Source organism: Micromonospora sp. NPDC005173, from assembly GCF_040608515.1.
In the GTDB taxonomy this organism is placed as follows: Bacteria; Actinomycetota; Actinomycetes; order Mycobacteriales; family Micromonosporaceae; genus Micromonospora.
On record NZ_JBEXIK010000103.1, the window covers coordinates 1 to 2,030 of the forward strand.

A 2,030-nucleotide genomic window follows, 5' to 3' on the forward strand; every position below is an offset into this window, starting at 1 on the left:
TCCCCTTGGTGATCATTCGGCCCCGCCGACGCCTCACCGGCCAGGTCCACGAAAGCAGCAATATGCAGCGAGCGTGATCAAAACGCCCAGTGAGACGTAGCCCGCATGCGTAATCTTGCGGCTCCGGAGCCGTCGCCGGCAACTCGCCGATGACGTTGCCGCCACGATCGACTTCGCCAACTGGCGCGCTCAACTTGGTCAGGTGTCGCGCTCAGTCACAGTCGCGTTCGCCCAGCTCACTGTGGTGATCATCCGCGCCATGCGAACATATGTACGTGTCGTCCGGGGCCAGCATCCTGCACGCCGACCTGGACGCCTTCTACGCGTCGGTCGAGCAGCGCGACGACCCGCGCCTGCGGGGGCGGCCGGTGATCGTCGGTGGCGGCGTGGTGCTCGCCGCCAGCTACGAGGCGAAGGCGCGAGGCGTACGCAGCGCGATGGGCGGCCAGCAGGCACGCCGGCTGTGCCCGGAAGCGATCGTCGTGCCGCCCCGGATGTCGGCGTACACGGCGGCCAGCCGGGCGGTGTTCGAGATCTTCCGAGAGACCACCCCGCTGGTGGAGGGGCTCTCCATCGACGAGGCGTTCCTGGACGTCGGCGGCCTGCGCCGGCTGGCCGGGCCGCCGGCCGACATCGCCGAGCGGCTGCGCCGGGAGGTCCGCGAGCGGATCCACCTGCCGATCACGGTGGGCGTGGCCCGGACGAAGTTCCTGGCAAAGGTGGCCAGCGGGGTGGCAAAGCCGGACGGGCTGCTGGTCGTCGCGCCCGACGCCGAGCTGGCGTTCCTGCACCCGCTGCCGGTGGAACGGCTCTGGGGGGTCGGCCCGATCACCGCGGCGAAGCTGCGGGAACGACGGATCCGTACCGTCGGGGAGGTGGCCCGGCTCGGCGAGGCGGCGCTGGTGTCACTGCTCGGCGCCGGTGCCGGTCGACACCTGCACGCCCTGGCGCACAACCGCGACCCCCGGGTGGTCCAGGTCGGCCGCCGGCGCGGCTCGATGGGCGCGCAGCACGCGCTGAGCCGTACGCCGCACCCGCCGGCAGAGCTGGACGCCATCCTGGCCGGCCTGGTCGACCGGGTCACCCGGCGAATGCGGGCGGCCGGACGGTCCGGGCGCACGGTGGTGCTGAGGCTGCGCTTCGGCGACTACACGCGGGCCACCCGTTCGCACACCGTAGGCAAGGCGACGGCGGACACCACCCCGCTGCTCGCCGCCGCACGGGCGCTGCTGCGAGCCGCACTGCCCGAGATCGACCGGCGGGGCGTCACACTGATCGGCGTCTCGGTGGGCAACCTGGACGACAACCCGGTCCAGCCCGAGCTGCCGTTCCACCGCGACCCGGGGGCGGAGTTGGACGCCGCGGTGGACGCTGTCCGCGACCGGTTCGGGTCGACGGCGCTGACCCGAGCGGTGCTGCTCGGCCGGGAGCCGGGCGTCGAGATGCCCCTGCTGCCGGACTGACCGAAGGGCGGTCGGCCTGCGATCAGCGACACATCGCAGCAGGTCGGCGGTTTAGCGGCCGGCTGATGGGGTGACTCTTGAGAGGAACAGCCTGACAGGGGGGACCACCATGCCCGACGACACCAGCAACCGTCCGAGCCGCCACGAGCAGCGTCCCGGCGACGTGACCGACCCGCTGCTCTGGCAGCTCGCGGTCGACGTGCTCAGCGCACACGAGCCGGACGAGGACGGCGCCTGCGGCAACCTGCTCTGCGCCGGCCAGCCGTGGCCGTGCGCCGCTCGCAGGAACGCTGAACAGTCGCTCCAGCTGTCCCGTGGTACGACAGACGCACCGGCCACGGCCTCTGCCGAGCGGGGCGAGGACGGCACCGCAGACGCTGACTGGTCGGCGACGGACGCTCCGGCCCCGCGCCGCGCCCGGTCGGCCGGCTCGCGTCCAGGGGCGACCGCCTCGGCCGCCTGACGACCACCTGCCGGGGCGAGCTGCCGCACCGCGTCGACCGTGCCGTCCGCGGAGGCATTGTCGGCGACCGTCAGGTGCCAGTCGATTCCCGCAAGCCCTGGCCT

Annotated in this window: 2 protein-coding genes; both read left to right on the plus strand. The window is 72.9% G+C overall.

Annotation, left to right across the window (positions count from 1 at the left end; genetic code table 11):
- The first annotated feature begins 275 nt into the window (after nucleotides 1-275).
- On the plus strand, nucleotides 276-1,463 hold the full coding sequence (dinB, locus tag ABZV00_RS37750; protein ID WP_355615438.1) for a DNA polymerase IV: 1,188 nt from the start codon (nucleotides 276-278) through the stop codon (nucleotides 1,461-1,463).
- A 109-nt stretch (nucleotides 1,464-1,572) separates the two neighbouring features.
- Complete coding sequence (locus ABZV00_RS37755; protein WP_355615441.1) at nucleotides 1,573-1,926, plus strand: hypothetical protein; 354 nt, start codon at nucleotides 1,573-1,575, stop codon at nucleotides 1,924-1,926.
- The last annotated feature ends 104 nt before the right edge of the window (nucleotides 1,927-2,030 follow it).